27 protein-coding genes and 1 riboswitch are annotated in these 26703 nt (G+C 49.1%); of the genes, 11 read left to right on the plus strand and 16 right to left on the minus strand.

What is annotated here, in order from left to right; translation table 11 throughout:
- Positions 1-141 precede the first annotated feature (141 nt).
- A riboswitch (cobalamin riboswitch) is annotated at positions 142-340 on the plus strand.
- A 101-nt stretch (positions 341-441) separates the two neighbouring features.
- A complete protein-coding gene (locus H7F15_RS10215; protein WP_185196870.1) occupies positions 442-2349 on the plus strand; it encodes a TonB-dependent receptor domain-containing protein in 1908 nt (635 codons plus the stop codon).
- Between the two features lie 24 nt (positions 2350-2373).
- Positions 2374-3489, plus strand: coding sequence for a DUF5074 domain-containing protein (locus tag H7F15_RS10220; RefSeq protein WP_185196871.1), 1116 nt, complete (start codon positions 2374-2376; stop codon positions 3487-3489).
- A gap of 72 nt (positions 3490-3561) precedes the next feature.
- Here H7F15_RS10220 and H7F15_RS10225 read toward each other — a convergent pair whose 3' ends face one another.
- Entirely contained in the window at positions 3562-3843 is a 282-nt protein-coding gene (locus tag H7F15_RS10225) for a hypothetical protein (RefSeq protein ID WP_185196872.1), read from the minus strand.
- Positions 3844-3958: 115 nt separating this feature from the next.
- Between H7F15_RS10225 and H7F15_RS10230 the strand changes: the two genes are divergently transcribed.
- From H7F15_RS10230 to H7F15_RS10240, 3 genes are all read left to right on the plus strand, one after another.
- Complete coding sequence (locus H7F15_RS10230) at positions 3959-4123, plus strand: hypothetical protein (protein WP_185196873.1); 165 nt, start codon at positions 3959-3961, stop codon at positions 4121-4123.
- 53 nt (positions 4124-4176) lie between these two features.
- The gene (locus H7F15_RS10235) at positions 4177-4404 is read left to right on the plus strand and encodes a DUF2798 domain-containing protein (RefSeq protein WP_185196874.1); all 228 of its coding nucleotides are present in this window, start codon (positions 4177-4179) and stop codon (positions 4402-4404) included.
- Between the two features lie 220 nt (positions 4405-4624).
- Positions 4625-6832 carry a radical SAM protein gene (locus tag H7F15_RS10240; protein ID WP_185196875.1) on the plus strand — a complete coding sequence of 736 codons (2208 nt, stop codon included), beginning with the start codon at positions 4625-4627 and terminating at the stop codon, positions 6830-6832.
- Between the two features lie 27 nt (positions 6833-6859).
- On the opposite strand, the gene H7F15_RS10245 is transcribed toward H7F15_RS10240, so the two are convergent.
- Complete coding sequence (locus tag H7F15_RS10245) at positions 6860-7780, minus strand: DUF6624 domain-containing protein (protein ID WP_221627037.1); 921 nt, start codon at positions 7778-7780, stop codon at positions 6860-6862.
- 198 nt (positions 7781-7978) lie between these two features.
- Here H7F15_RS10245 and H7F15_RS10250 point away from each other — a divergent pair, with 198 nt between their 5' ends.
- Positions 7979-8545: a fasciclin domain-containing protein gene (locus H7F15_RS10250; RefSeq protein ID WP_185196876.1), complete on the plus strand. Its 567-nt coding sequence runs from the start codon at positions 7979-7981 to the stop codon at positions 8543-8545.
- 257 nt (positions 8546-8802) lie between these two features.
- On the opposite strand, the gene uvrB is transcribed toward H7F15_RS10250, so the two are convergent.
- The 13 genes from uvrB to H7F15_RS10315 all read right to left on the minus strand — a co-directional run bounded on the left by uvrB (position 8803) and on the right by H7F15_RS10315 (position 21103).
- On the minus strand, positions 8803-10830 hold the full coding sequence (uvrB, locus tag H7F15_RS10255) for an excinuclease ABC subunit UvrB (protein ID WP_185196877.1): 2028 nt from the start codon (positions 10828-10830) through the stop codon (positions 8803-8805).
- A gap of 197 nt (positions 10831-11027) precedes the next feature.
- Positions 11028-11411: a hypothetical protein gene (locus tag H7F15_RS10260; RefSeq protein ID WP_185196878.1), complete on the minus strand. Its 384-nt coding sequence runs from the start codon at positions 11409-11411 to the stop codon at positions 11028-11030.
- 50 nt (positions 11412-11461) lie between these two features.
- On the minus strand, positions 11462-11908 hold the full coding sequence (locus tag H7F15_RS10265) for a hypothetical protein (protein ID WP_185196879.1): 447 nt from the start codon (positions 11906-11908) through the stop codon (positions 11462-11464).
- Positions 11909-11927: 19 nt separating this feature from the next.
- On the minus strand, positions 11928-12209 hold the full coding sequence (locus tag H7F15_RS10270) for a hypothetical protein (RefSeq protein ID WP_185196880.1): 282 nt from the start codon (positions 12207-12209) through the stop codon (positions 11928-11930).
- Positions 12210-12335: 126 nt separating this feature from the next.
- Positions 12336-14015, minus strand: coding sequence for a hypothetical protein (locus H7F15_RS10275; RefSeq protein ID WP_185196881.1), 1680 nt, complete (start codon positions 14013-14015; stop codon positions 12336-12338).
- Complete coding sequence (locus H7F15_RS10280) at positions 13999-14577, minus strand: RNA polymerase sigma factor (RefSeq protein ID WP_185196882.1); 579 nt, start codon at positions 14575-14577, stop codon at positions 13999-14001. The genes H7F15_RS10275 and H7F15_RS10280 overlap by 17 nt, the downstream gene beginning before the upstream one ends.
- 248 nt (positions 14578-14825) lie before the next feature.
- Positions 14826-15215 carry a YkvA family protein gene (locus H7F15_RS10285; protein ID WP_221627038.1) on the minus strand — a complete coding sequence of 130 codons (390 nt, stop codon included), beginning with the start codon at positions 15213-15215 and terminating at the stop codon, positions 14826-14828.
- A gap of 107 nt (positions 15216-15322) precedes the next feature.
- Entirely contained in the window at positions 15323-16063 is a 741-nt protein-coding gene (locus tag H7F15_RS10290; RefSeq protein WP_185196883.1) for a shikimate dehydrogenase, read from the minus strand.
- 3 nt (positions 16064-16066) lie between these two features.
- Positions 16067-17011 carry a DUF368 domain-containing protein gene (locus H7F15_RS10295; RefSeq protein WP_221627039.1) on the minus strand — a complete coding sequence of 315 codons (945 nt, stop codon included), beginning with the start codon at positions 17009-17011 and terminating at the stop codon, positions 16067-16069.
- Between the two features lie 76 nt (positions 17012-17087).
- Positions 17088-17864, minus strand: coding sequence for a phosphosulfolactate synthase (locus tag H7F15_RS10300; protein ID WP_185196884.1), 777 nt, complete (start codon positions 17862-17864; stop codon positions 17088-17090).
- 6 nt (positions 17865-17870) lie between these two features.
- Positions 17871-19268, minus strand: coding sequence for a lipopolysaccharide assembly protein LapB (locus H7F15_RS10305; protein ID WP_185196885.1), 1398 nt, complete (start codon positions 19266-19268; stop codon positions 17871-17873).
- Positions 19269-19355: 87 nt separating this feature from the next.
- A complete protein-coding gene (locus H7F15_RS10310) occupies positions 19356-20330 on the minus strand; it encodes an NAD-dependent epimerase/dehydratase family protein (protein WP_185196886.1) in 975 nt (324 codons plus the stop codon).
- 26 nt (positions 20331-20356) lie between these two features.
- Positions 20357-21103, minus strand: a complete 747-nt coding sequence (locus tag H7F15_RS10315) for a tyrosine-protein phosphatase (protein ID WP_185196887.1) — start codon at positions 21101-21103, stop codon at positions 20357-20359.
- A gap of 255 nt (positions 21104-21358) precedes the next feature.
- On the opposite strand from H7F15_RS10315, the gene H7F15_RS10320 reads away from it, so the two are divergent.
- The 4 genes from H7F15_RS10320 (at position 21359) to hpf (ending at position 24096) form a co-directional block, all read left to right on the plus strand.
- Positions 21359-22498, plus strand: a complete 1140-nt coding sequence (locus tag H7F15_RS10320) for an acyl-CoA dehydrogenase family protein (protein WP_185196888.1) — start codon at positions 21359-21361, stop codon at positions 22496-22498.
- 131 nt (positions 22499-22629) lie between these two features.
- Positions 22630-22824 (plus strand): 30S ribosomal protein S21, encoded by a 195-nt coding sequence (gene rpsU, locus H7F15_RS10325; protein WP_185196889.1) that lies wholly within the window; start codon positions 22630-22632, stop codon positions 22822-22824.
- Positions 22825-22893: 69 nt separating this feature from the next.
- Complete coding sequence (locus tag H7F15_RS10330) at positions 22894-23772, plus strand: tyrosine-type recombinase/integrase (protein WP_185196890.1); 879 nt, start codon at positions 22894-22896, stop codon at positions 23770-23772.
- Positions 23773-23796: 24 nt separating this feature from the next.
- Positions 23797-24096, plus strand: coding sequence for a ribosome hibernation-promoting factor, HPF/YfiA family (gene hpf / locus H7F15_RS10335; RefSeq protein ID WP_185196891.1), 300 nt, complete (start codon positions 23797-23799; stop codon positions 24094-24096).
- 175 nt (positions 24097-24271) lie between these two features.
- Here hpf and metK read toward each other — a convergent pair whose 3' ends face one another.
- Entirely contained in the window at positions 24272-25576 is a 1305-nt protein-coding gene (gene metK / locus H7F15_RS10340; RefSeq protein WP_185196892.1) for a methionine adenosyltransferase, read from the minus strand.
- A gap of 299 nt (positions 25577-25875) precedes the next feature.
- Between metK and H7F15_RS10345 the strand changes: the two genes are divergently transcribed.
- A complete protein-coding gene (locus H7F15_RS10345; RefSeq protein WP_185196893.1) occupies positions 25876-26697 on the plus strand; it encodes a phosphatase PAP2 family protein in 822 nt (273 codons plus the stop codon).
- The last annotated feature ends 6 nt before the right edge of the window (positions 26698-26703 follow it).

The raw sequence follows: 26703 nt of genomic DNA on the forward strand, positions 1-26703 counted from the left end.
GAATAATTATTAATGATGAATGAGTAATTAATTTCGAATAAGGATACGCATTAATCTGAGCGAAGTGAACAATAGTGCCACGCGAATTAATAATCTATAACTACCTTTTAGGCATTATTCATTCTTCATTAATAATTATTCATTACATTTGCCCCGATTGGTGGTTGTAACTATAGCCTGTAGTTTCAGCCTTAAAAGGGAAACAGGTGCAATACCTGTGCTGTTCCCGCAACTGTGATCTTCACCAAAGGGTTAGCCTAACCAGTGCCACTGTGCTTTGCATGGGAAGGCAGGCTGACTGAAGAGAGCCAGGAGACCTGCCAGTCCGGACAAAATTTGTCGTATGCTTTCGGGTAAAAAGCTGCACAGTTTCTGCCTTTCCGGGCTCCTACTGCTCAACACCTACCCTACAGCATGCTTCGGGATAAAAGCATTACGTGAGTGGTACTTCGTGTATTTCAGATCTTATTACTGGTGCTGGTGGCGCTGCCAACTATAGCGCAGCAGGACACAACAGCCTACGAGCTTCGCCCTGTGGACGTATTTGGCAAGCCCGCCGAAGTTTACGCTGCCGGCAGCCGTGTTACAACTATAGATAGCAGCTACCTGCAAATCTATAGCACCACTTCATTAGCCACTGCCCTGCAGGCCCGCACCCCTGTGTATTTTAAAAGCTATGGCGTTAGTGGTTTGTCCAGTGTTTCGTTCCGGGGTACTGGTGCGTCGCAAACAGCCGTTCTGTGGAACGGGCTGAACATTGGCCTACCTACCCTGGGCCAGTCGGATTTCTCGACGCTGCCGGTGAGCGGAGTAGGCGAAATAGCAGTGCAGGCAGGCTCGGCGGGGGCTGTATATGGCAGCGGTGCCATTGGCGGAGCTATCCTTTTAAATTCTCCAAACTATAGCACCAAGGGTTTCGGACTGGACCTGCAGGAGGAAGCCGGAAGTTTTGGGCGGTATTTCAGCAATGGCCGCATCAGTTATGGAAATGATAAACTACAGGTGGGTATAGGCACTTACTACCGCTCTGCAGAAAACGATTTTACTTACCAGGACCTCTCCCGCTTTGGCAAACCTGAACGGACCGAAGACCACGCCGCCCAGAAGCAATACGGTTTTACACAAGACCTGACCTGGAAACTATCTGCAAAAACGAGCATCGGGCTGCACAGTTGGTATACTATGGCCGACCGCGAACTGCAGGCTGCCATGGGTTCGGCACATAACAACGCTGCCCAAGAGGATAAAAACCTGCGCCTGATGACGCACCTGAACCACCAGAGCCGCCTGGGGCAAACCGACATAAAACTGGCCTACTTCAAGGATTTTCTCAACTATAGTTCCAACAGCGACTCCAGCTCTATTGCCAATGTAAAGACATACCAGTTGCAGGCCGAACAAACCTATACCAAAGGAACCAACTGGAGCCTGCGGGGGGGCATAAACCTGCAGCATTTTGAGGCAGAGAACGATGGCTACGCCGGCACGCAAACAGAGAACAGGGCAGCTGTTTTCGCACTTTTCCGCTACGACCCTACCGCCACCTTAGACCTGAGCCTGAATTTGCGCCAGGCATTTGCAGAAGACTATAGCCCTGCCCCGACGCCGGCTTTCGGGTTTAACTGGAAGTTTTTTGAGCACGGCCGGCAACATCTGTACTTAAAAGGAAATGTATCCGGTAGTTACCGGGTGCCTACCCTCAACGACCGCTTCTGGGTAGGCGCCGGCAACCCCGACCTGAAACCTGAACAGGGCTGGAGCTACGAGAGTGGCCTGCGCCATTTGTTTATAGTTGGCAACACCCTGCTCCTCGAAACAGAAGCCACCGCCTACCACATGCTGATTGACGACTGGATACAATGGAGCCCGGATGGCACCGGACGCTGGCGCCCGGTAAACCTGCAGAAAGTACGCGCCATGGGCCTGGAACTAAGCCAGCAACTATCAGCAACTATAGGCAATGTAAGGATCTCCGGCTCGGCAGGTTATACTTATACCACATCAGAGCAGGTGAAAGTGTACGAGGGCAACGGCGACCTGGGACGGCAACTGATGTATGTGCCCCGGCACAAAGGCGTGGCGGCAGCCGGCATTACCTATAAAAACTGGCAACTGCACACCGATGCAAACTATACCGGCCTGCGCTACACCAACAATTCCGAAAGCCATAGTTTAGACAGCTTTATTCTCTGGAACGCCGCACTCAGCAGGCAACTACAGTTTGGCCCGGCCCGGTTTATACTTACCCTGCGCTCCGATAACCTGACCAGCGAAGTGTACCAGACCATGGCCTACCATGCCATGCCGCTCCGGAGCTACACATTCAGTTTACGCTTACTTATTCCTTAACTATAATCATCTCTAAAAAATAACATGAAAAGAATACTCAGGCTCCGCAGCTTTTTTATGGCTGCCCTCCTATTTACAAGTACGCTTGCTTTTACCAGCTGCGACGAAACCGACGATGTAAGCCCTGAAATACACGACTCAAAAGTAAGAGGCCCTTACGACCAGAAAGGCGTTTTTATATTGAATGAAGGCAATTTCGGCACACCAAACGGGTCTGTTTCTTTCCTGAGCGACAGTGCAGGCCACCAGGTGAAGAACAACATTTTCAGCGCTGCCAATGAGAAACGCCCCCTTGGCGATGTGGTACAGAGCATGACGCTGCACGATACGCTGGCTTATATTGTAGCCAACAACAGCAACAAAATAGAAGTAGTAAATGCCTTCACGTTTAAAACGGTTGCTGTAGTAGAAGGCTTGCAGCAACCACGCTATTTCGCAGCGCTGGATGGCAACAAAGGTTATGTAACTGAGTGGGTAAGTTACGGCAGCAACGGCCGTGTATCGGTTATCGACCTGAAAACGAATGCGGTTCTGAAAACCATTACGGTAGGCGTAATGCCCGAGCAGCTGCTGATCGTGAACGGTAAACTATACGTAGCCAACAGCGGCGGCAACACCATTTCTATTATCAACACTACGACTGATGCCGTGGAGCGCACCATTCAAACTTCTGATGGTCCGGGCGAACTGGTGCAGGGCAAAGACCAGCACATCTGGGTACTGAGCGCCGGCAAAGTGGTGTATAAAGACGACTGGTCAGGAATTGATTACACTAAAACCACACCAGGCTCGCTTTCCAAACTCAACACTGCTACGGCTGCCATCGAGGCCACGTTTACATTCCCGGGCAACCAGAGCATCCCTAAAAACCTGACCATAAACGGCACCGGCGATAAGCTGTACTTCAATTACGAGAATAAGACTTTTGAGCAGCTGGTAACTGCAACCGGCCTCAGCAGCACTATTATCATTAATCGTGGGTTTTACGGCATGGAAGCTGATCCGGAAACCGGCAACATTTTCGGCTCCGACGAGAATGGCTTCTCAGGAGATGGCACTGTGTTTATTTACAGCCCGGCCGGCCAGAAACTGAATGAATTTAAGACGGGCATTGCCCCGAACGGCTTTGTTTTTAATTAAAAAGAGTGAACGTTGGTTAATTGGTAAGGCCGCTCCTGTATGGGAGCGGCTTTTTTTATGGGTATATGCTTATTACTGATTATCTGTTTCGCCGCGCTTCTTGCCTTCTGTTTTACCATCGCCGGCATGCACGGCGCCTTCGGCATTGTCGTAGTACTTATCTTCCAGGTTGGCGGTATCGGTATCTGCCGGGTATTCATCAGAGGTGTAGCCTTCGTTCAGAGAGCCTTCGTCTACGTGGTCACTGTCTTCCACATTGGGTTCGCCGGGGCGCTGGCCGGTGTCGCAGGCAGTAAGCGTCATGCCACCAACAAAGGCAGCTAACAGTATCGTTTTAATTGGTTTGCTATTCATAGTTCTATCGTTCAGTTTAACATACCTTTTCTACGACCGCTGCCAATTTATAGTTAGTTACACCCCACGCGCCCAAAAACCGTATGAGCAGGTATACATACTATAACCTGACGCTATGAAACAGAACAAGCCCGTAGACCCAACCAAGGAAACCAGCAAAGACGACTCTTCTGATATCCGAAAAGTGAACAAGCAGGCTGCGCCACCACAGGCCAAAACCACCAGCAACAAGAGCAGCCAGCAGCGCGAAGATGAGGAAGCACAAAAAGGCCACTCATAAGTTGCCGAACTATAGTTGTCGGTTGTACCTTTGCAACTATAGTTTAACCACCCATGAAAAAGGCGCTTATTTCTGCACAACTTAAAACCAAACTGCTGGTCATCCTGATCATCAGTATTTTGCTTGCGTCTGCCCTGGAGCTCTATACTTTCGGCATCCCTTCCGATTTTATAGTGCGGTGGTTCAATTCCTTTTTCGTTATTTTCACGATGGTCTCAGTAACTGTGCTGGGCATTGTGCCTGCTATCAACTACGCCGTAAACAAAGCAGCCGGCAGGTAAACTATAGTTAAGCATCATTTTAGCACACGTTTCTGGCGCGGAAATTATTTCCGTGCCCACCTATAAAATCGAATCTCAGATTCGATCAACCCGAACCCGCCAACTATAGCCCACATCTAAACTATAGAACTGAACCCGCGGCTACCTGTAGCTGTTTCAAAACACTGTGCCATAAAATCTGTACTTTTGCAGGGCAGGCTTATACTTTAATTTTTATACTTTGGAAACGACGCCCACCATACTGCTTATTACCCCTCCGCTTACCCAGCTTAACACGCCTTACCCGGCCACAGCTTACCTGACCGGTTTTCTGCGCGGGCAAGGCTATAACGTGGCACAAGCCGACCTGGGCATTGAGCTGGTATTGCGTATGTTTTCCAAAGCAGGCCTTAAAAAAATATTTGCAGCCATCGAAGCCGGCGACTACGAGCTCTCGGATAACAGTTTCCGGATACTGAAGCTGAAGCGTGAGTACCTGAACACGGTGGAACCAGTTATCCGTTTTCTGCAGAACAAGGATTTAACCCTCGCACAGCAGATCAGCTACAGCCGTTACTTACCCGAAGCCTCGCGTTTCGACCAGGTGGAGGATTTGGAGTACGCATTTGGCAGTATGGGCATTACGGACCGCGCACGTTACCTGGCTACGTTATATTTAGAGGACCTCGGCGACCTGATAAAAGAAACCGTTTGCCCTTACTTTGCTTTCAGTCGCTACGCCGAAAAGCTGGCTTTGTCAGCCACGTCGTTCGACCCGCTGGAAGAAGAGCTGCAGCAGGAGCCTAACCTGGTTGACCGGTTTTTGCTGGAGATACTGGACGAGCATCTGCAGAAAGTACAGCCAACTATAGTTGGTTTCTCTATTCCGTTTCCGGGCAATTTGTACGGTGGCCTAAGGCTGGCGCAGCATATCAAACAAAACTATCCCACTATAAAAACGGCCATGGGCGGCGGTTACCCCAACACCGAGCTCCGTGGACTGAAAGAGCCGCGCCTGTTCAAGTACATCGATTTTGTGACCTTAGATGATGGCGAAGGCCCGTGGTTAAAATTATTGGAACACCTGCAGGGCAAACGCGAAGCTGCTAACCTGCAACGCACTTTTCTGCTGCAAAACGGCGAAGTAACCTACATTAACAACTGCACCGACCCCGATGTACCGCACACCGAAGTAGGTACCCCGGACTATAACGGCCTTCCTATAAAAGATTACCTGTCGGTGATTGATGTGGTGAACCCGATGCACCGCCTGTGGAGCGATGGCCGCTGGAACAAACTGACCGTGGCGCACGGCTGCTACTGGAAACGCTGCTCCTTCTGCGACATTACCCTAGACTATATCCGCCGTTACGACGTGGCTCCGGCTACGCTTTTGGTAGATAGAATTGAAGAAATAATTGCCCAGACCGGCCAGACCGGATTCCATTTTGTGGACGAAGCCGCGCCTCCTGCCCCACTCCGCGATATGGCTATAGAGCTGCTGCGCCGTGGCGTAAAAATAAGCTGGTGGGGAAATATCCGTTTCGAGAAGACCTTTACGCCGGACCTGTGCCGCTTGCTGGCCGAGTCGGGTTGCATTGCCGTTTCGGGTGGGTTGGAAGTGGCTTCTGATAGATTGCTGGCCCTGATGGAGAAAGGCGTAACTATAGCGCAGGTTGCCCGCGTTACCGACAGCTTTACGCAGGCCGGTATTATGGTGCACGCCTATTTAATGTACGGCTTCCCGACCCAAACCACCCAGGAAACTATAGACTCTTTGGAGGTAGTGCGCCAATTGTTCGAAAATAACGTGATCCAATCCGGTTACTGGCACCGCTTCAGCATGACGGCGCATAGCCCGATCGGTAAAAATCCGGAGAAGTATGGCGTGGTAAAAGTGGGCCCTGAAGAAGGCGGCTTTGCCTACAACGACCTGTGGCACAACGACCCCAAAGGCACAGACCATAGTTTGTTTGGGGCCGGCCTCAGCAAAGCGCTTTACAACTACATGCACAGCGTAGCCCTGGACGAGCCGCTCTCGTTCTGGTTCGATTTTAAAATCCCTACTACAACTATAAAACCCGACCTGATCAGCAGCGCCATTTCGCAGCCGCACCGCCCCGACAGCACCCGCATGAACGCCCGTGTACTATGGCTGGGCAGCATCCCGGAAATTGATTTTACCATGTATGCCAAGAAAGGCCAAACTATAGAGCGCTGCGAACTTACCTTCTACGAAAAAGGCGAAGACTTCCAGGTGAAAACAACCGCAACTATAGGCCAGTGGCTTTTTGATACAATAGAACGCGTGTCGCTGGAAAGCGAAGAGGCTTATAGTTTAAAACAACTGGCAGAAAGCTACCCGGCAGACGCGCACCTGACCTTTGATGAGTTCCTGGCATCGCCGATCTGGTTTGAACTGCGCGAAAAAGGGCTACTGTTGCTGTAGCCCTTTCCGTGGTTATAGTTTGGTTACTTAGTTTGCAGGTTTACCGGCGGGTGGCGTATACTCAATCCCCATCTGCTTCAGGTAGTCTTTTATAGGTTCCATTCCCATTTCAGCACGGCGCTTATCCAGGTTTGCTTCATCTTCTACTTTGTATAGTTCCCATTGTTTAGTGGTGTTGTTCATCGTTACCTGGCTGCCATAAAGCTGTGGCTTGTCATTATACATCAGGTAACGGTCTTCCATTAGCGCCAACTGGCTCTTCTCAGCTTCTCCTTTGGCAACAGCTTCACGCAGCAAGGGCAGGTATTTCCCCATAACATCTTTTCCGGAGTGCTGAATTACCAGAAAAACAGCCTGACTTGCCTGCTGCCCTACCATGCTTTTGCCAGGCCAGCCATGTTTCTCAATAATAGCGATGATTTGTTTCTGATTTTCGGCATCCGTGTCCATCATTTGCTGCATTAGTACTTTTGTTTCCGGTGCATCCATGCCATGCTTATCGCGGGCGGCCATAAACTCGCGGCGTATCTGCTGGTCTTTCTCATAAATCTGCTCCAGCTGTGCTTTCAGGGGTTTGTTATAGTTGGCTTCTGCTATATCGGCTTTGGCTTGTAGTTGCTTTACCATCGGTTCCCAGCGCTTGTCGGTGTGCAGGCTGCTCAGGTCGGTATCGCTTTTAAAGTGTGTAACGTTGGTCCAGCCTTTATCTATGGCTTTGCCGAGATGCGCAAACGCTTTGTCTTTGTTACCGGCCAGCGCCCACGAGCAGGCAGCATTATAGTGGTCGGAGCTGGAGCCCTTGCCGTCTGCCAGCACTTTGTCGTATAGTTCGCCGGAGGCTTTATATTCCTTGGCATTGTACTTGGCCATGGCGTCGGATGATGACTGGGCAAAAGCAGCCCCTCCCAGCAAAAACACCATCCCGACGCTGAGAATCAGTTTTTTCATAGTTATAAAGGTTAGGTTACATCAATTTACCTTACTTCTGCTCTAAAAAGAAGAATTTATTGCAAAAATTACAGCCCCTTCCTTTGCCACAGTTATAAAAAGTATAATAAAAATCATTTTTCTGGCTAACGCAAGTCATGTTCTGCCATGCTTTTCTTGACCAGTTTTGTACTGTCTTAACACTTAACTATTTGTAGTATGAAAAAGGTAACAATGGCCTTAGTTATAGCCGCAGGTGCTATGATGGCCTCTTGCAACTCATCGGGAGAACAGGCTACCACCACCGAGGCACAAAACGAAACAACAACTGAAGTACAAGCCTCAGCCGGACAGTCGGCGGTACAGGACGATGAGTCTCAGAAAAACGTAGTGCAGGTAGCGGCTTCGTCTCCGGATCACACCACCCTGGTAACCGCTGTTAAAACAGCCGGCCTGGTGGACGTACTGACCAACGCTGGTCCGTTTACCGTATTTGCTCCTACCAACGCCGCTTTTGAGCAGCTACCAGCCGGAACTGTAGAGAGCTTATTAACGGAAGAAAAACGCAGCGACCTGCGCAATATCCTGCAATACCACGTGTATGTAGGCGTAATGAATATAGATAGATTTGAGGATGGCCAGAGCTTAGGCCAGGTAAATGGCGGCCGTGTAACAATGGGCGTGAAAGATGGAAAAGTAACCGTAAACGGTGCTAACATCATAGCTTCTATCCCAACATCAAACGGCGTTATCCACGTAATTGATAAAGTACTTTTACCACAGTAGAATATTTGTTTATAGTTGATCGCTTGCGACAAGGAAACGCAAAACCCACTACTGCCCTCACAGGATGAGAATCAGACATCATGCATGTCGTTTATAGCGCAGTAAGACAGATCAACAATTAAACAAAAAAAGGCGCCTATAGCTCAAACTATAGGTGCCTTTTCTTATTATAGCTGTACCGCAGCGGCGAAAAATAGTCCGTCTCTACGATTCTTTAACTCCTAAACTCTCTAACTCTTTAACTCCCGAACTATAGTTTAGTCTCGTTTTGATTTCAGCAGGTTGCGGAGCTCGGCCAGTTCGTCGCGGTATTTGGCGGCCTGTAAAAAGTCGAGGTCTTTGGCGGCTGCTTCCATCTGCTTCTCCGTTTTCTTGATAAGCTTTTCGAGCTGCTCGCGGTTCATCATCTGGATAACAGGTTCTGCTGCAATAGACACTTCCTCCGGACCGGCATACATTTTCACTTCCTTCTTCTTCGAGTCAGCCACCGAAGTCTGTTCCATGATCTCGTCTTTAGATTTGAGAACAGTACGCGGGGTAATGCCGTGCTCTTCGTTGTAGGCCATCTGGGTAGCGCGGCGACGGTTGGTCTCATCTATCGCGCGCTGCATCGAGCCTGTCATGCGGTCGGCGTACATTATTACCTTGCCTTTCTCGTTTCGGGCAGCCCTACCCATCGTCTGTATAAGCGAGCGCTGGTCGCGCAGGAAGCCTTCTTTATCCGCATCCAGTATAGCAACCAGACTTACTTCCGGTAAGTCCAGGCCTTCGCGCAGAAGGTTTACTCCCACCAGCACATCAATCAAACCCAGTCGCAGTTCACGTAAAATCTCTACGCGGTCCAGCGTTTTAACTTCAGAGTGCAGGTATTTTACTTTAATGTTCAGGCGCTCCAGATACTTTGTCAACTCCTCCGACATGCGTTTGGTAAGCGTAGTTACCAGCACGCGGGCACCTTCTTTCACTCGTTCGTCAATCTCTTCCAGCAGGTCGTCTACCTGGTTAGTACTTGGGCGCACTTCTATCACAGGGTCCAGCAGGCCGGTTGGTCTGATGATCTGCTCCACAATAACACCTTCTGATTTTTGTATCTCGTAGTCGCCAGGCGTGGCGCTTACAAATACCACCTGGTGCATCAGGCTTTCGAATTCGTTGAAAGTAAGCGGGCGGTTATCCATGGCAGCCGGTAAACGGAAACCATACTCTACCAGCGCTACTTTACGCGAACGGTCGCCGCCCCACATGGCGCGTACCTGCGGCACGGTTACGTGGCTCTCATCTATCACCATCAGGAAATCATCCGGAAAATAATCGAGCAAACAGAACGGACGTGCACCCGGCGCACGACGGTCGAAGTAACGGGAATAGTTCTCGATGCCGGAGCAGTAGCCCAGTTCGCGAATCATTTCCAGGTCAAACTCGGTGCGTTCTTTAATGCGCTTGGCTTCGGTAGGGCGGTCTTCTTTTAAAAAGTAGTCGTGCTGCGCCACCATGTCGTACTGTATCTCCGAGATGGCCTGCTGCAGCGTATCCTTGCCTGTCACGAAAAGGTTGGCCGGGTAAAGTGTTACCGCTTTCTCATCCGACAACTTTTTGCCTGATTGCGGATCGATGCGGTGTATCTGCTCCAGCTCATCGCCGAAGAAATACAGCCGGTAAGCGAAGTCAGCGTAAGCCGGGTAAATATCCACGGTATCGCCTTTCACCCGGAATGTTCCACGTGTAAACTCGGCATCTGTGCGGCTGTACAGGATCTGCACAAAAGTATAGAGCAGGTTGTTGCGGCTGTAACGCTGGCCCGGTGCCAGGTAGATCACATTCTTGCCAAACTCTTCTGGGTTACCGATACCATAGATACACGACACCGAGGCGACTACCACAATATCTCTGCGGCCCGAAAGCAGCGCCGATGTCGTGTGCAGACGCAGCTTCTCGATCTCCTCGTTTATCTGAAGGTCTTTTTCAATGAATACATCCGATGAAGCAATATATGCCTCGGGCTGGTAGTAATCGTAATAAGAAATAAAGTACTCGACCGCGTTTTCGGGGAAGAATTGCTTGAACTCGCCGTACAGCTGTGCGGCCAGTGTTTTGTTGTGGCAGAGCACGAGCGTAGGCTTGCCCACGTTTTTGATGACGTTGGCCATGGTAAAGGTTTTACCTGTACCTGTGGCACCCAAAAGCACCTGTGCCGGCTCGCCGTTATTTATACCTTCTGTGAGTTGTGCAATGGCCTTGGGCTGGTCGCCGGTAGGCTGAAACTCTGATGTTAGCTTGAAATCCATTCGTCGGTTTTACGAAATTAACGATAAAGTATAACATCTGAAACTGTACGTAAGTTTAGCTTTTGTAAACATAATCAGGGGAGTTTAAGTATAAAATGCAGGCATAAAAAAAGCCTGCCGCAAAGCAACAGGCATTTCCAAGTCAGTCAGTTTTAATAATTCAGATGTAAGCCGGCAACTGCCCTGTCTATAGTTCGCTAAACGCTGTCTGTTACAGGGGCCGGGGTGCAAACGTTGGTTACCTTTACAGCCGGATACATAACCGTTACTGTTACACAGCGCGGGCCGTATTCGCCGTTCAGTTCCAGGGTAGCCTTCAGCATGGTGCCGGGCTGGCGATACATTGCCGGCAAATTATCGGTTGTTACAAAGCCGCTGTGCAATTGGCCCAGGTAGCTGTTTACCTGGCGCGTGCCTGCCTGCTCGTTCACCACTTTCAGTATATACCAGCCGGTGTCGCAGTCTTCTCCCATTACTTCAACCTGCAGGCATTCCGGTACCGGTGTCTCATCCTCGGAGCAACCGGCCAGCAAAAGGGCCAGGCACAGGTAGAGCAGGGCAAGGTAAAAGGTATTCTTCATAGTTTTAAAGTGTACTAACGGTATCAGGATAATGTATGATCGGCACCGGGCTACCGGTACAGGTAATAAGTATCAGTAAAAATGGCGTAAGGGTCGGCGCCTGTGTAAGAACACACCAGCACTGCTTTGTGCCCGTTGCTCTCTTTTATTTTAAAAGTTGCAGACCAGAACAAGTGCCCCAGTACAAATGCTCCCGGCAGCTTATACTCCGCTCTGAAGGCTTCGCGGTGTGTGCTGATGGCTGCATGCCTGTACAGGAAAGCGCTGTCGGCCCTGAACTCGAAGTAGTCGTGCGGCGTGCCTGTATAGTTTGTTGTGGTGCAGCTCTCGTTACGGCAAACCTGGTAATCCACACGCTGCACTTTCCATTTGCCCAGCACTACTGCTTTTGTCTGTTCGGCAGTCATCTCCGGAATGGCAGCATCCTCTGTCTGGCAGCTAAGGCAGCACAAGATCAGCAGTAAAGCCAACACAGCACTATAACTACTTTTGCGCATAGTATCCGGCTGGTTTGGGTTAGCTGTTGTGGCTGTTGGCTATAGTTGCCGTTAAACCCTGGGGCGGTGTTGCCTTGTGTTTTACAGGCTCGCTATAGTTGCTGCTACGCTGCGTGTGTGCATTACCCGCTTTAATTGGTTGCCCGCCGGATAATTGCTGCGCTTCCTTCCCGTTATCGGAGCCGGCCATAAAAAGCGAAAAAAGGAGAAGGGCCAACAGCAAATACCATCCTGATAAGTTCGCTTTCACGATAGCAGCCACATCCGAAAATGCGACCGGTGTCTGGCTCATTTTTTTCATAGTTTTAAGTGGTGCAGGTTTGGTTAGAACAGACAGCTATAGTTGCTGTTTCCCTTCTTCTACTACCATGAGTCTAAAAGCGCGCAGATGGTTGCACGCCCTGAAAAAAATTTGAGACCGGTGCTGTTAATGGCCTAATCTATAGTTCACGCCTACGTTCAGGCCAATGGTATAAGGCCTTTCGTGGTTGCCTGTAGCGTGCTCATCCGAGAGCATGGAGTTAAAATAACTGCGGAACTCGGGACCTACCGAAATGGAGACCGCATCCGACAAATGCTTGCCAACGCCTGCACCGGCATTGCCCGAGAACTGCACTTTCCGGAACGGCGAATCGTCGGTGGCGCTATAGGTTACGCTGGCTATTTCGGGGTTATGGGCTTTTATAGTTGTCTGCATCAGGAAGTTGACGGCGGCGCTGCCCGTGGCATACCAGAACCACTTCTGCCCTATGCTACCTTCTACCTGCACCCCAAGCGGCACCGACAGCATCTGGTAACTATAGTCTACATCAAACGGCTCCTTGGTTTTTACAACGCTTACCGAGTCGGTGGTAAAGGTATGGATAGAAGGCAGGAACACTGTGGATGGCTGTAGTTTGGTGCGCTCATTGCTTCTTGGGTTAAACAGGAACTGCTCTACAATGTAACTGGTTTTGGTTCTGGATTTGTTCTGGCTGAAGCCCAGGCCCGTGAGTAGTTTAAACCGCTTCCCGACTCTAAACCCTGTTTTAGCCTCCACAGCAAAAGAGCTGGCTGGCTGGGTATTTTCTTCAAACTCTTTATAGGCTGCTATCAGGTTCTGCTCCGTCTCTGCCGAAACTACAGGGCCTGTATGGCGCAGAACACCCATTCCCTGCATGGCCATCAGGCGTTGCTCGGGTATGTTCACATCCTGGCTGAAGTACGATGATGTAACGCCCATGCCTACATTCCAGCGGCTGTTGCCGGTTGCATTGCGCTCTTGTTTACTGTTGTTTTCAGCGGGGGTGTTCAGTGCAAGCGAGAGGTCTGCCTGTTTTTGTGGTGCTATAGTTGCAGAGGCCGGGCTGCCGGAACTATAGGTGCCCAGCGCAGCATTACGACGCAGTAACGGGTTTAAAGCAGAAGGGCTGGTATACGACTCCGGCACATTGGCAATGGCCTGGCTCGCCGAAATATAAGGAACGTCCTGCATTGCAGCGGCTGTGTTCTCAGTTGCTGATAAAGCTATAGTTTCTTTCCTGCTGTTTGTGCCGGCGGCGGCAATCATCCCGGTTCTTCCGGAAGCTGCTACCGTTTCTTTTCTCTGTCTGCTGCGTTGCGTTTGCGGCAGATAGCTCGCTGATGCAGGCTGGTCTACAGTTGTTGTTACATCCGCTGGCCGGGCCTGTGCTATAGTTGGTAAAGCATTAGTGCCTGTAGTTGGGCTGTCTCCGGCTGAAGTTTGCTGCTCCCGACCGCTGCTTTGTGTTGCTGCAGTATTGCCAGAAACAGAAGCTATAGTTGCATTGTCAGCAACAGTCGTGTTTTCTGCATCAGGTGTAGCGGGCTGTGGTTGTACTGTAGTAGTGGCCAGCAGATCCTCTTCCTGGTCCTGCTTATAGTGTAACAGCAAGGCTGAGCCTGCCAGCACAAAAAGCACAAAGCACGCGGCCGCCAGCTGCCTGTAAAACAGCACGCGTTTTTTATATTTCGCATTTTCCTGCATCGTCAGGGCATGGTCTATGCGCGCCCATACTTCAGGGTCGGGCATGGCCTCTGCCTCCTGAAAGCGTCGCCACATGCTCTGCTCCAGTTCTCCGTACTCCTTTTTATCTGCTGATGACATGTTCCTGATTTGGTTTATCCTGACGAAGAAGCATATTCTGCAGAATAGCCCTGGCTCTTGAATACTGCGATTTGGATGTTCCTTCTGAGATATCGAGCATTTCGCCGATCTCTTTGTGGTTATAGCCTTCAATCGCATACAGGTTAAACACCATGCGGTAGCGCGGTGCCAGACTCTGAATCATGCCTAAAAGTTCATCCATACTATAATCGTTCAGGTTATAGTCGCCGGAGCTAATGTTCTCCACTTCTTCTGTTTCATGCGATACTGTAAGCAACGACTTTTGCCGCAGGTGTTTGAGGGCTGTGTTGACGATGATCTTCCTGACCCAGAATTCCAGCGGGCAATCCCGTTTAAAATTCTGAATGTTGGAGAACACCTTTACAAAGCCTTCCTGCACAATGTCTTCGGCCTCAAATGTGGTGGGTGCGTACCGCAGGCACACCATCATCATCTTTTTAGCATACAGGTCGTACAGAAGCCGCTGCATATCGCGCTTCCCCGCGATGCAGCCATCTATAAGCTTATCTTCCTCTGACTTGTTACTGCTAAAGAGTTTCAACCGCTGACCTGTTTACAGCTCTACTCACATGAGCCTAAAAAGCAGGCTATGGTTGCAGGCTATGTAAAATATTTTCTTACAGTATGTTAGTGTGCGGGCAACTATAGGTGTAACTGTACCGTGCACGGAGTAAATGTAAGAAAATAAAGCGATTATAGTGCTATACTAAGACACAGAAAGTAAGCACAAAAAAAGCGCGCCTGTTTTAAAGGCACGCTTCTTATAAATAACTATAGCAAATTGTTAGGTTATACCGGAAGCAGCATTTTGTACACCAGCACGGCAGCCACAGTAGCGGCCAGCATCCAGGCATACCCGATTATACGGTAAGCTGCACCGCTTCCTTCGGCCAGCGTTTCATAGGCCTGTATGCGGGCTTTGTCCAGCACGGTGCGCGAAAGAAGCTGATAAGAGAACCCAACACCCAGCGTTACCGCCACCACATCATCCAGAAAACCGAAAACCGGCACCAGGTCGGGCACCAGATCGATCGGGCTGATGGTGTAGCCAATGGCAATGGCTAAAAGTAAACGCACATACCACTTCACACGGGCATCCCGGAAGGCAAGATACAACGCGTAGATCTCGGCATTAAAAGTATGGGCTTTCTGCTTCAGGGTGTTTAGCTGCGTGATCATAGGGTGGTGGTTTGGTGGCTCTCTTTTTCAGGCTTTTACGCAAACCGGCACGTCTTATGTTACAACAAAACAGGTTTATTTTCCGGAAAATTAAATTGCATTTTGTTTTACCTGCTTTGCCAGATCAGCCAGGCAGCTTCGGCCTGCCCGTGCAGCATTTGCAGGCCGTTTATAGTTTGTGCGCCCGCTTCCTTCCCCTTCTTTAAAAAAAGCGTTTCTTCGGGGTTATACACCAGGTCGTAGAGGTAATGTTGAGGCGTAAGGGCTTCGTAAGGCAAATCCGGGCAGCTTTCTGTATCGGGGTACATGCCTAACGGAGTGGTATTAATGATGAGCGGGTACTGCTGCAACAGTTCCGGTGTAAGCGCCTGGTACATCAGCTGACCGGGTTTTGGGCTACGCGATAAAATTGTATAGTTTATGTGCAGATCTTCGAGAGCAGCACACACGGCTTTGGCTGCACCGCCTGTGCCCAATACTAAAGCCCGGCCTTTTTGCGTTGCTGCCGGGTAAAACCTTTCCAGCGACGCCCGGAAGCCGATATAATCGGTGTTATACCCTATCGTTTTACCGGCTGTTATTTTAATGGTATTTACAGCTCCTATGCGCGCGGCAGCTTCGTCCAGTTCATCCAACAACGGCATCACTTCTTCCTTGTATGGCACCGTTACGTTCAGGCCAACCAGTTCCGGCTCGCGCTGCAGTAAACCTGGCAGGCCGGCTATAGTTGGCAGCTCGTATAGTTCGTAGGCAGCATCGGTAATGCCTTCGCGGGTAAATTTTTCCGTGAAGTAGCGTTTCGAGAACGAGTGCCCCAGTTTTTTACCGATTAGGCCGTAGCGTTGCATAAACTATACCGTAGTGGTGTGGTCGTCGGTGATCTTATCGATAAAGTATACCAGCGCAAACCCGAAAATGGCCAGCAGGGTACCGTACAGCAGGTATGGTTCATTGCCGGTCAGTTCAAGGTAATCGGTTGGCAGCACGTTTTTCTCTACCAGTGGCTTTACTTCGCCATGGCGGTCGGTGTACGTTTCCAGGGTCTGTTTCCAGGGCCAAACCTTGTTCAGGGAGCCCAGCATAAAACCGGTCAGCAACGATACAGTCAGGTTATGGTAGTGCTTCAGCATCCAGTTCAGTACATGCGAGAAGCTGAGAATCCCTACCAGGCAGCCGGCTCCGAACGTAAGAATGGTCGCGACCTTTAAATCTCTTACGGCACCTAATATATACTCATACTTGGCCAGCAGCACTAATATAAAGCTCCCCGAAATACCCGGCAGAATCATAGCGCAGATGGCAATGGCACCCGATATAAAAATGAACCAGTAGGCATCCGGTGTCTGGGTGGGTGTAGCTATAGTTACCCAATAGGCAATAGCAGCACCCAGTATAAATGCCAGCACGACGGCAGGAGTCCATTTGGTGATCTTTTTCGCTACTACTACTGTGGAAGCCACGATCAGCCCGAAAAAGAAAGCCCATAACATTTCCGGTTCATTTGCCAGCAGGTACAGTACCACCCGCGACAGCAGCACAATAGAGAACCCGATGCCGGCCAGTAGCCCTACCAGGAAGTTACCATTGATGTGTTTCCAGAAACCAGCCAGGTTAAAGCGCAGCAGCAACTTTACCGCCTCGCCGTTTACGGACCGGATAGAATCGAGCAGCTCTTCGTAAATACCGGAGATAAAAGCTATAGTTCCTCCTGATACTCCCGGTACCACATCAGCAGCGCCCATGGCTACTCCCTTCGAAAAAAGCAATAAGTATTCTTTCAGTGATCTGCGTTGCATACGTTTGATATAGCTATTAAAAAAATTGCCCGAACGGTGCACCGGCGGGCAATTTATAGTTTAAACTATAGTTTCGTTAAATTTTCGGGTTCGAATCGTTCAGGAAGTGGTGGAATGTATCGCCACGCAGACCTAAACGGATCGTCTCTAATGGTATAACCTCGCTTGGCGCAATGTTGCCTAAGTTTACATTGGCACCTAACAGTTTAATGAACCACACCTGCTGGGCTTTCTGCGGTGCTTCCCACAATATCTTCTCAAACGGTATCTTGGTCAGGATCTCTTCTACCAGACCACTTCTTACTTCGCCTGTGCTACGGAACAACCCTACGTTACCACCTTCACGGGCTTCACCGATCACTTTCCAAGCGCCGGCTTCCAGCTCGGTCTGCATCAGGTGTATCCATTTATATGGCGGGATTATCTTTTCCGCGTCCTTCGAACCAACTTCCGACAGTACGGTCACCTGCTCGGCAAGCGCCTGAATGTACTGCAGTTTTTCGTCGTGGTTCATTTCCAGCGATCCGTCCGATACTTCGGCAAACGTCATGTTATACTTATCCAGTATGCGGCGGTAATCCTCGAACTGGTTGCGCGCTACAAACGCCTCGAACAAGGTGCCACCAAAGTATACCGGCACACCGGCAGCCTTGTAAGCATCCAGCTTCCTTTGCAGGTTAGGTACCACATACGATGTGGCCCAGCCCAGTTTTACAATATCTACATACTCTCCGGCTACATCCAGAAAGTCTTCTACTTCACGCACACTCAGGCCCTTGTCCATGGCCATGGTGAAGCCCCGCTCGCGTGGTTTTGATTCACGCTCCGGCAGGTTATTCAGCGTATAGTTCATTGGTTGTTATTTGCGGTACTGATCAATTAATCGGGCTAATGCTCTTTGGGACTCCAGCTCCGGGAAGAACTCGAAAAGCAGCTTGTGCTTATCGAAGTCCAAAATTAAAGCATTTTCCAAATAATTGTACGCTTCGCGGTATTTTCCTGCAGAAAGTAAGTAGGCGCAGGCCCTGTAATATAGCTCTGCTTCGTCTGGTTGCAGTTCTATGGCATTTAAAATAATCTCAGTGGCCTCGTCGTAGTTGCCCTGCTCAAACAGGATGATGGACCAGTTCAGGTAAATATCCTTGTCGTTTGGCTGTATCTCGGCGGCACGCGCATAACTCTCTAAAGCAGATACCACGTGCCCTACATGATACTCGGCCGCGGCAAGCGCTACCCAGTAATCAGAGCTATCGTCGTATAGTTCTACCGCTTTTTTAAAGAAGTGTACCGCCTCGTACCATTTGCCCTGCGCATCCAGTATCACGCCAATCCCAAACCAGGCTTCATCCATTTCCGGGTCCAGGTCCACCGATTTCTGATAATACCTGCGCGAGAGGTCCCACTGCTGTAGTTTTTCGTAGCACTCGCCAATGTTGCAGAACACCTCTGCTGATGGCTCACCGTGCTCCAGCATGGCGTTAAAGGCATCGATGGCTTTGGTATACTGGCCAAGGTACACATAGGCGTTGGCCATGTTGTTATAGGCCGTTATAAAGTCAGGCTTAATGATGGTGGCATAGTCGTAGGCGGCAATGGCTTTGTCGTAAGAGCCCATTTTATTGAGCACATTTCCCAGGTTAAACCAGGCCACGTACGAGTAAGGATCATCGTCCACAAACTTCTGGAAAAACGGCAGATGCTCGCGCAGCGTACCGGTCACCTCCATACAGTATACTATTTCCTGCATGGCGGCCTCGTTCTCAACGTTCAGCTCAATGCACTTTTTATAGTATTTGATAGCCGAGCCGAACTTGCCCCAGCTCTGGTAGGCCAGGCCAATGTTGAAAAAAATATCGTCGCGGTCTTCAGCAAAGGCCAGCGCCTTTTTAAAGTAATCTATGGCGTCGCGGTACTCGCCGCGCTGCGAATAAATGATGCCACGCGTTAAATGGATGTCCGGGTTACCGGTTTCTACTTCGGCTACTTCATTTATAAGCGTAAGGGCATCATCCAGGCTCCCGGCCATGGCCAGCAGCTGGGCTTTGTCAATCAGTAAATCCGACGAAAAAGGGTATTGGGCAATAGCGGCATCGCAAGCAGCCAAAGCTTTTTTATACTCAAAGTTGGCTGTGTAATGGTCTATGATTACTTCAAAATCGTTCAGGTCAAAAAAAGCAGTGCCATTGTTCCCGAGTGTCTGCTCGTAACGTTGTATCAGGTTCAGCTCTTCGCTGTTATCTTCAAAATTATCTTTCATCTCAAATCCCAACAAGCCGCAGAAAAACGGCCTTTGTTACACTACATTTTATACCGGTAAATAGTTTATGGTTCAGCAGCCGGAAAGCTACTTTGCAGGCTGCTTTTGCAGTAATCCGGCGCAGGTCCAGGCTATAGTTTCGGCTAACGGCCTGAACTCCAACCCTATGGCTTTCTGCACCTTTGAATTACTGAATAAATGATTTTTAGCGGATACCCGTGCGGTATCTTTTGTGATCAGTGGGCGTGCCCCTGTAAGCCAGCTGCGCATCCGTTCGGCCCGCCACACCAGCTCTGCCACCACCGGGTTTACCTTATAGGCAGGCGCCTTCCGGTTAAGGCACTGGGCTACCTGCGCAAAAAAGTCTTTATAGGCCAGCTGAGCAGCATTCAATATAAATCTTTCTCCTGAAATTTCCGAGAAGGTAAGCCGCAACATGGCTTCTACCACATCGCGCACATCTACAAAATTAGCTTTGCCGCCTGTATAAAAGGAGTTGTTGTTGAACACGTATTTAAACAGCCGCGTGCTGCTGCGGTTCCAGTCTGCCGGGCCCAGCACTACCGACGGGTTAACGATCACGGCATCCAGCCCTTCCGATATGCCGCGCCACACTTCCAGCTCGCCTAAGTGCTTGGAGCTCGCATAGGCCGAATGATATTCTGCAGCATCCCATTTGGTATTCTCTGTCAGCACATCTTTACCAGCCAGGCGACCAATAGCAGCTGTAGAGCTTACATGGCATAGTTTTATAGTTCCGGCCTCGAGGCAGGCGTCTACGATATTGGCAGTTCCTTCTATATTTATCTGCTTGAGCAGTTCCTTGTCCTGTGGGTCGTAGCTCACCAGGCCGGCGCAGTGGAAAACGTAGTTCACGCCCTGCAAGGCCTGCCGCAACAGCACCACATCCAGTATGTCGCCTTCTACCCACTCTACTTTATCGGTGGCAGCTATAGTTGGTATCTGCCCGCGGTACAGCGCACGCACTGTATGTCCCTGCTCCACAAGTGCCGGTATCAGAAAACTACCGATAAGGCCGCTACCGCCTGTTACAAATATCATGGATAGTATAGCTTAAAGGGTAGGAACTATAGTTGCGGGTTAAGCAGGGGTAAGCTGAGCAGTTTGTTGATGTATCTGGTACTAAGCACGCGCTGCAACGAGCCAACATGTTTCAGACTGTGCACATCCGAGCCAACAAGATCAACCAGGCTGTTATCTACCAACTTTTCGGCCACGGCTTTGGCAGCCGGCGAATAATAACCGGTTAGCGAATTAAGATTTGGCTGCAGCAATACTCCCTGTTCGCGCAACTCCACTAAATCATCAAACTTGCCATAGAAATAACTATAGCGCTCGGGGTGGGCCAGCACCGGTTTAAAACCTTTGGAGCGCATCTTAAAAATGGCTTCGCGCAGGTTCAGGGGCTCGTTCAGGAAAGATGTTTCGAACAACAGGTACTTATCGCCGAAGGTAAGCAGTTCTTCGTTGTTGTCCAGTTTTTCCAGGAAGCCTTCGTCCAGGTAATATTCGGCGGCGCAACCCAGCTCCATTTCCATACCAGCCTCTGTAATGGCCGTTTGCAACAGTGCCAGTTTTTCGCGGATGCCTTCGGGAGTGTTCTTATAAAAATCGCTCATAATGTGGGGCGTCATGATCAGCTTGCGGTAACCCAGCAGCTGCATGGCCTGCACCAGCTCCAGCGAGCGCTCCAACGTATCGGCACCGTCGTCCAGGCCCGGCAGAATATGCGAGTGCATATCCACACCTATGGCCGCCAGCGACTCCAGTGCAGCCGTTTCCCCACCAAATAAGTTCTTAAAGAATTGCTTCATTTATAGTTGTTTAGCCAACCGCCCCTTCGCTCCCCGGACTATAGTTACCAACAGGGCGTTTAGCACCTTCAAAATAACGCAAATTAAACGCGCTTTCAAAATAGCCGGATACGTTAAATACTATACTATAACCATTTAAACTTGTCTGATTTATACTTACAAATTGTCCGTTTGCCGTTAAATATATAGCTTTGTGAACATACGGTTCTTAAAACCGTTATAAACGCGACTCACAACCCTACATTCAAACTATAAATGGAATTAAAATATACAGAGAACCAGCGCATGATCGCCGACATGGTACGCGACTTTGGTGCCAAGCACATTAAGCCAAAGATGATGCAATGGGACGAAAGCCAGGAGTTTCCGGTGGAAGTGTTCAAGCAGCTGGGTGAACTGGGCCTGATGGGCGTATTAGTACCAACCGAGTACGGTGGCTCCGGTTTTGGGTACCTGGAGTATGTTACCGCTATTGCCGAGCTTGCTAAGATCGACGGTTCTATTGGTCTTTCGATGGCAGCGCATAACTCGCTTTGCACCGGCCACATTTTGCAATTCGGTAACGAAGAGCAGAAACAAAAATACCTGCCAAAATTAGCTACAGCCCAGTGGATTGGCGCCTGGGGCTTAACAGAGCCAAACACAGGTTCTGATGCCGGCAACATGCGCACCGTAGCTGTAGAAGACGGCGATTACTATGTAATTAACGGAGCCAAAAACTTTATAACACACGGCAAAACCGGTAATGTAGCTGTAGTTATAGTTCGTACCGGCGAAGTAGGCGACTCGCATGGCATGACGGCTTTTGTAATCGAAAAAGGTACGCCGGGTTTTAGCGCCGGCCGCAAAGAAGACAAACTGGGCATGCGTGCTTCTGAAACCACAGAGCTTATTTTCCAGGATTGCCGCGTGCACAAAAGCCAGATTTTAGGCAATGTAGGCGAAGGCTTTATTCAGGCTATGAAAGTACTGGATGGTGGCCGTATCTCTATTGCGGCTTTATCATTAGGCATTGCGCAGGGTGCTTTCGAGGCGGCGCTACAATATTCTAAAGAGCGCAGCCAGTTCAACAAGCCAATTTCGTCGTTCCAGGGTATTGCCTTTAAACTTGCTGATATGGCTACTGAGATTGAAGCTGCAGCTTTGCTTACTTACCAGGCGGCCGATATGAAGAACCGCGGCCTGAACGTGAACAAAGAATCGGCGATGGCCAAACTATACGCTTCGGAAGTATCGGTGCGTGTGGCAAACGAAGGCGTGCAGATATTTGGTGGTTACGGCTTTACCAAAGATTACCCGGCCGAAAAGTATTACCGCGATGCCAAGCTTTGCACCATCGGCGAAGGCACCAGCGAGATACAGAAGCTTGTAATTTCAAGAGCTGTACTTAAATAAAAAAGCGTTTTAAATGTCTAAACCTGAATATTTTAGGCATCGTAAATTTTAAATTACACAAAGGGTTGACTTTTAACTTAGAAGTTTGTTAAATTTGCATCCCTAATTCCAAGAGAAGCGAAAGAAAAAACATGATTATTGTAAACGTAAAAGATAACGAGTCTGTAGACCGTGCATTAAAGAGATTTAAGAAGAAGTTCGAAAGAACTGGTGTGTTGAAAGAGCTGAGAGCCAGAACATTCTTCGAAAAACCATCTGTTGCTAAAAGAAAGCAGAAGGAAAGAGCTAGATACAAGCAAACTCTTTTCGCGAAGGATAACTACTAATTCGTTTCCGAAATAATATATTTTTCCATAAATTAGTATAGCTGCTTAACCGGGCGGCTATACTGATTTATGGACCTATTTTTTAAGTACCTCCAGTACGAAAAGCGGTACAGCCCGCACACCCTTACCTCCTACCACACCGATCTGGGGCAGTTTTCTGGTTACTTACTCCAGACCTACGAAATTACCGATCCGGCCCAGGCCGATCATACTATCATCCGTTCCTGGATACTATCGCTGGTACAGCAAAACATACAGCCACGGTCTATTAACCGCAAAATTGCATGCCTGCGTTCTTACTATAAATTCCTGTTAGGCCAGCAGCTTATTACGGCAAACCCTATGCTGCGCATTAAAGCGCCGAAGGTTTCTAAAAAACTACCTGGCTTTGTGCCCGAACAGCCCTTTAACCAATTACTCGATCAGTTTAACTTTGAGGATAGCTTTGAAGGACAGCGGGACCGCGTGATCCTGGAATTCCTGTACGGTACCGGCATGCGTTTGTCAGAACTGATCGGTATTGCTGATGAAGATATAGATGCGCACCAAAAAACAGTGCGGGTGCTGGGCAAAGGCAATAAGGAGCGTATTATTCCGATCAACGACTCGCTGTGGCAGAGCATAACCACTTACCGTAGCTATAAGAAAAGCGAACTGGGCAATAACAATTCCGAAAAGCTGCTCGTTACAAATAAAGCACGCCCACTCTACCCGAAATTTATTTACCGCGTTGTAAAAAAGTACATCAGCTTGATAACGACGTCAGAACATAACAGCCCGCACGTGCTGCGGCATTCGTTTGCTACGCACCTGCTTAACAAAGGCGCCGACCTGAACGCAATAAAAGATCTGTTGGGCCATGCCAGCCTGGCCGCCACACAGGTTTACACCCATAACTCTATTGAGAAGCTTAAATCGATTTTCGAGAAAGCTCATCCAAAAGCATAAGTTAAACCAATAAATTTTACCACTATGAAGCTACAGATGCATTCCATCCACTTCGAGGCTGACAAGCAGCTTACCGATTTCATCCAGCAGAAAGTAGATAAGCTCGAAACCTTTTACGACAGAGTCGTGGAGGGCGAAGTATTCATAAAGCACAACAACAGCGACGGCATAAATACCAAGACCGTTGAGATAAAACTGTTTGTACCGGGCGCCACCCTTTACTCAGAAGAAAATGCCCCTTCTTTTGAAGCAGCCGCTGATGCAGCTGTAGAAGCCATGCGCCGTCAACTTAAAAAATTCAAAGAAAAGCAGATGGCACACTAAGGAATGCGGAGCATTCCAATTATGAATTAGAAATTAAAAATTATAAATGTCTCCTAATGTGATAAACTATAGCGAGACAACTATAAAACAAAATGGCCTGCTATAGTTAGCAGGCCATTTTGTTTTATAGTTTAAGAGTCTATTGTCTTACGTCAAACATCTATAGTCTAACTTACTATAGACCGAACTCTTGCTTGATCTTATCCACGTAGTCCAGTTTTTCCCAGGTAAAGGTTTCGTATTCTTTGGTCTCTTTATGACCATTTACAGAAATCTCTACCTTCTTGCTGCCTGGTGTTCTGCCCATGTGGCCGTAAGCAGCTGTTTCTGAGAAGATCGGGTTCTGCAGACCAAAACGCTGCACGATAGCGTAAGGACGCATATCAAACAGCTTGTTTACTTTTTCTGCAATCTCCCCGTCGCTCATCGTGTTGCCATTGGCATCTTTTACATTAGTTGAGCCATAGGTGGTAACATACAGGCCAACCGGCTTGGCAACACCAATGGCGTAAGCTACCTGCACCAATGCCTGATCTGCTACACCGGCAGCTACCAGGTTTTTGGCAATGTGGCGCGCCGCATAAGCTGCCGAACGGTCCACTTTAGAAGAGTCTTTGCCAGAGAAAGCGCCACCACCGTGTGCACCTTTACCGCCATACGTATCCACAATAATCTTACGTCCAGTCAGGCCAGTGTCACCGTGCGGTCCACCGATCACAAATTTACCAGTCGGGTTTATGTGGTAGGTAATATCAGAATTGAACAGCTTCTGGATGCGCTCCGGCAGTTGCTTCAGTACACGCGGCATCAGGATCGTATCAACATCTTCTTTGATCTTGGCTACCATCTGCTGCTCGGCCTTATCTTTCGCATCAGCTGTGTTGCTTTCAGGGTGTACAAATTCGTCGTGCTGCGTTGAAATAACGATGGTATCAATTTTCTCCGGCACGTGGTTGTCGCTGTAGCGGATGGTTACCTGCGATTTTGCATCGGGGCGCAGGTAGGTCATTTCCTTGCCTTCTTTACGGATAGCTGCCAGCTCTTCCAGCAACAGGTGCGAAATGCTCAGCGCCAACGGCATGTAGTTGTCGGTCTCGTTTGTAGCGTAACCAAACATCATACCCTGGTCACCTGCGCCTTGGTCTTCCGGGTTAGCGCGCTCCACACCCTGGTTAATATCTGCAGACTGCTCATGTATGGCCGAAATAACGCCGCACGCATCCGCATCAAACATATATTCAGACTTGGTGTAGCCGATACGCTTGATTACATCACGGGCTACTTTCTGTACATCTACGTAGGCTTCGGATTTTACTTCGCCGCTCAGCACTACAAGGCCGGTAGTTACCAGCGTTTCGCAGGCAACTTTGGATTGCGGGTCCTGCTTTAAGAATTCATCTAAAAGTGCATCGGATATCTGATCCGCCACTTTATCAGGGTGTCCTTCTGACACTGACTCAGAAGTGAATAAATATGGCATCGTTTATAAGTTTATGTCGATTGAAACTAAAGCCTTTCGGGCAATTTGTGGTTGCAAAGCTAAAACAAATCCGGCACACTTAAAATTATCGGGGATTTAACCTTGGCGTAGCAGGCACTACTATGGGCGCAATACGGGGTTAGTCTATAGTTAGTTATAGTTTGCGGCTAATAATAATGCGTTATTTTACCAGCCCTGCGCGCTAACCATCAAAGCCTGTCCTGCTATAGTACAAAACTTTTTATATAAGGCCGCGTTTCAAAAGCGTAACATATATACATATAACGAACTTTAATTACATGAAAAATATACTATCATTCTTACTTATCTTCACCTTTATGGCCGGCCCGGCCTGGGCGCAGGACGATGAATCGCCGTATAGAACAAGGTTTTCCGTTGACGCACCTGTTATAGTTGCAGGTATGGGCCTGAGCGCCTACGGTCTGAAACTGATGCAGGACAAACCAGGCTTTACCGAAGAAGAGGTGTTGAACCTGAGCAAAAATGATGTGAACGGGTTCGACCGTTTTGGTGCCGGCAACTATAACCTGGATGCTAAAAAGATAAGCGATTTTCCGTTCTATGGCTCGTTTGCTATGCCGCTTGTAATGCTACTGAACGATAACGTACGCAGTAAAACCGGACAGGTGCTGGTGCTTTATGTTGAAACCATGGCCATTACCGGAGCACTTTTCACTATGACGAATGGTAACGTAGAGCGTGCACGCCCATTGGTGTATAACCGCAGCGTTCCATTAGATGACAGAATGGAAGCAAATGCCCAGAACTCCTTTTTTGCTGGCCATACTGCCGCCACTGCAGCCGCTACTTTTTTTGCCGCCAAGGTTTTTCACGATTTTAACCCCGACTCTCCTGCCCGTCCTTATGTTTGGGCTGCAGCAGCTGTGGTGCCTGCAACAGTAGGCTACCTGCGCCTGGAAGCGGGCAAACACTTCCTGAGCGATAACCTGATCGGTTACACTGTTGGGGCGGCTACAGGTATCCTTATTCCGCAATTACATAAAAAGTCGAACAACACAGGCCTTTCTGTTACCCCGGCTATTATTCCAACATTTAACGGAATGGCATCGCAGGGGGCTGCCGTAAGCTATACTTTTTAAACTATA

This window comes from Pontibacter sp. Tf4 (genome assembly GCF_014212495.1).
Lineage (GTDB): Bacteria > Bacteroidota > Bacteroidia > Cytophagales > Hymenobacteraceae > Pontibacter.